The 3,337-nt window shown below is 63.0% G+C and carries 6 protein-coding genes; all 6 read right to left on the bottom strand.

Annotated elements, in window-relative coordinates; translation table 11 throughout:
• Positions 1–739, bottom strand: a 739-nt coding sequence (locus FV220_RS25890; RefSeq protein ID WP_210245974.1) for a hypothetical protein, incomplete at its 3' end; no start/stop codon positions are given.
• 206 nt (positions 740–945) lie between these two features.
• Complete coding sequence (locus FV220_RS24470; RefSeq protein ID WP_147833524.1) at positions 946–1,506, bottom strand: recombinase family protein; 561 nt, start codon at positions 1,504–1,506, stop codon at positions 946–948.
• Positions 1,507–1,633: 127 nt separating this feature from the next.
• Positions 1,634–2,296 (bottom strand): hypothetical protein, encoded by a 663-nt coding sequence (locus FV220_RS24465; RefSeq protein WP_147833523.1) that lies wholly within the window; start codon positions 2,294–2,296, stop codon positions 1,634–1,636.
• A gap of 136 nt (positions 2,297–2,432) precedes the next feature.
• The gene (locus FV220_RS24460) at positions 2,433–2,690 is read right to left on the bottom strand and encodes a hypothetical protein (protein WP_147833522.1); all 258 of its coding nucleotides are present in this window, start codon (positions 2,688–2,690) and stop codon (positions 2,433–2,435) included.
• 144 nt (positions 2,691–2,834) lie between these two features.
• The gene (locus FV220_RS24455) at positions 2,835–3,065 is read right to left on the bottom strand and encodes a hypothetical protein (protein WP_056145379.1); all 231 of its coding nucleotides are present in this window, start codon (positions 3,063–3,065) and stop codon (positions 2,835–2,837) included.
• A gap of 11 nt (positions 3,066–3,076) precedes the next feature.
• Positions 3,077–3,337 (bottom strand): hypothetical protein (locus tag FV220_RS25705; RefSeq protein WP_187273532.1); only part of this gene is annotated, 261 nt, incomplete at its 5' end.

The raw sequence follows: 3,337 nt of genomic DNA, 5'->3' as shown, positions 1-3,337 counted from the left end.
AATGGGGGGTGGGCTCTTTGTTTCCGGCGTTGTGACGGTGCTCGTCCAAGCCGCCGGCCGGCGGAGCCGGTCTTACCCTATTTTGAAATTCCGGAAGCACGAGCCGACGCGCAGCGTCGGTCTCATAATCTTCTCCTTTTGTAAAAAGTGAGTTTGTAGGAAGTGCTTTAGAAGGGCGGCACTGAGTAGCGGTCCCCCCAGGTACTGAGTAGCGGTCCCCCCCGCCACTGAGTAGCGGTCTTTCCTCTTCGGAACTGTCCCAATCGTTTGCCTTCACTTCCTCGGCCGGCTTGGTAGCGGTGCGGCGCAAGGCGCGTGGAAGGTTCAAAGCAACGACGTTGTCCTTCTCGGCTCGTCCGGTCGCAGGGTTCCAAGAGAGAACGACAGTGAACCGTGTGCCTCGCGGGGTAATCTCGGTATGAAGGAGGCCGCGCTTGCGGAGGGCGGCTGTCATCTTACGGACGCCGCTATTGGACAGGCCAGTGCCCTTCGCCCACATACCTCCAGTTTCCCGGTTCGGGACGCCGTTACAGATTTGGGGGAGGGAATAGACGCCGGAGCGCCACCCACGGAACACGGTGTTGCCCATGATCCAGGAGACCAGAAGGAACTCGGCCGGGGTGAGGTGCTGGCACCAATCGAGCGTCAGCCGGCGGGCGGCATCCATCTGCTCGGGGTATTCGATCTCGCGCTTTTGGCGTGCTTCGCCGGCTGGCGAGGCGGCAAATGCCGTCGTCATGGCTTCCCCCGAACACTAGGAGGGAAGGCCCCTCTTGGCTTCGATGATCGTATAACCCATTTTGGTTAGGTTATCAATCTGAAATCTGACACATAGGCAATCTAAACGCTGCAACGAGCGCCTACTTACTTGGGTTTTTAACAGTCACTCGTCCGTGCAACTTGTTGCACTGGTTTGCGGAGGCCCGGTGAAACTTGTTGCACGGGTTAGACTTCGCAGGGAGAGGCGTTCAGAGCGCGGTGGACCGAGCCTTTCCCTATTCCAAGCTTGGCAGCGATAGCGCTCATGCTCATACCCTCGGCAGCTAGGAGCTTGATCTCATCCGCTTTGGCCCGCGCTGTAGGCTTGCGGCCCTTGTAGGCGCCCTCTGCTTTGGCCTTGGCGATGCCTTCGCGCTGCCTCTCCAACATCATCTCCCGTTCAAACTGCGCCACACCGCCGAGGACGTTGAGCATCAGCTTGCCGGTAGGCGTGGCGGTATCCACACCGAGGTTCACGATGCGAAGAGCCACGCCTTTTCCTTCCAGAATGGCGATGATGTTGCCGAGGTGGGTGACGGAACGGGCAAGCCGGTCGAGCTTCGTGACCACTAGCGTGTCGCCCTCGCGGCAGAAGTCCAACGCTGCTTCCAGGACGTTGCGGGCTGCAACCGACGAAACCTGCTCAGAGAACAGCTTCTCGCACCCGAGGGCCTTAAGGTCACGCACCTGTGCTTCCAGGCCTGCCGCCTGTTCGAGGGTCGAGGTGCGTGCGTAGCCGATCAGCATGGCGGGCATCAGTCCGTTTCGTTCCACTAGGGTCTAAGATACAGTGGTGAAATCCGTTCCAAAAAGCAAACACTATTTCATTGGAACAGCAAAGGCGGGGTGGTGGAACGTTCCACGGGGGCAAGCCCTATTGGGACGATGCACTCAAATTTCCGTCGGGCGTTGTAGGGTTCGAGGCTGCCCACCTCTCCGAGAAGCCGGGCCACTTCTTGTCCAGCTCGGCCAGCGCCTCGGCCTCCGTCTGCTCTGCGCCGGGAATGCCGTCGAACACGGGCATTCCGCCCAGCAAGAGTTGTTGCATCGCAAAAATTGGATCACGCTCCTGCGCTGGCTCCACCCAGCCCGGCAGTTGCCTGAGCCGGTCAGGCGGCACGAGGGCGTGGAACTGAAGGAGCGCACGGAGTTCACGCAACGCCCGGACGGTGACGCTGAGGTCGTTCGCGGCGACAGCGGCAGCGTAAGTATGAGCAAGCCCGTCCACGAGAAGGCGAGCGTAGTCTTGCAGGGTCCGGCCGTTCTCCACGTTCGCACGGGTAAACAGGCCTTCCAGGACGTGTTCCGGTGAGGCCGCTGCCCCGGTGTCAGATGTGCCCGGCCCATTTGCCCCCTCGGACGGGCACGCCTCCTGATGTGCGGCATTTACCGTCACCGTGGCGACGTGTGGGGCGGCGGGCGGGAGGTGAAAGCGTACCTCTCGGCCGAGATGTTGCGCCCTGTGCCGGTGGAGCGACGACACCGCCGGCAGATCAAAGCGAGCGACGACGTCGCGCAAAGAGGCCCCCGAAGCCATCGCCGCCTCAATCTCCTCCCGAGCCGGGTGTGCGCAGATGGTGCAAGGTCGGGCCATGGGGGCCTCCTATTTAGTGCAACAAGTTGCACGGGTGTTCCGGAACAGCGTCCCGTTTCGTTCCGGTTTCCGGGGTGGGTCAGACCAGCGTGCCCGGTGCGTGCGCGGTCGCCGTGGCCCGGCTCGCGACGATGGCACCAACAGCGTCGGCGGCCTCGTCCTCCGTGGTCGCGTCCATGAGCGCCATGAACGCCGGGTCGAGCACCCGGACAAAGGCCATCGCGTATTCGAGGCCGTCGGCTCGAAGCTGTTCAACGGAGAAGCCCGTCAGGGCCGAAGCCTCCTCCAGTGATTTCCCTTGGGCGAGCGTCAGGTCGGCCAGAAGTGCACCGGTCACGAGTGTGAGCTTCTGGCGAAGTGTCGTCTCCGGAGGGGAGGGCCATTCAGTTGCGGCCGTTTTCACGGCCCGACGCTGGTTTCTGGCAGGTTTCGACGGACGAGCGGGGGGACGGGAGCGGGGGCGAGACATGGTTCTCTCCTACTATGCAGGGGTGGACGGAGTGGCTGCGGGCTGGGCCGCATCCATGAGCGTGCGACCGAGGCGAGCGAGGGCCTTACGCTCTGCCGGAGAACGCGCGGCGATGGCGGCAGCGAGGGCATCCGGCAGTATCAGGTCATCCACGAAGCGAGCCTGACAGAGCATCAAATCCACGGTGCCCGTATGGACAAAGGCATCGACCGTGCGCCGGTCGGCGAAGCGTGACTTGGACATGGTCGTTCTCCTTAAGCGGGGCGCCGACGCGGTGGCGGTGCGGGTTCGGGGGGTGGGTTGGCGTCGAGGGCGTCGTCCAACGCCTCCAGGATTGCGGAGGTGATGTTCGTCGCGTGGACCAAAGCCTCGTGCGCCGGAAGGCCGGACGCGGTGACGGCTTCGGCGATGGTCCGACCGGAGATGATGTCCGTCAGGATCGTGCGACCGTAGATGTCCGACAGAGCGGGAACTCCCTCGAATTGCGGGAGAGGCGGGGGGCCGGGCCAGTGGGC

Source organism: Methylobacterium sp. WL19, assembly GCF_008040005.1.
Classification (GTDB): domain Bacteria; phylum Pseudomonadota; class Alphaproteobacteria; order Rhizobiales; family Beijerinckiaceae; genus Methylobacterium; species Methylobacterium bullatum.
This window is presented reverse-complemented; position numbering and strand designations above follow the sequence as displayed.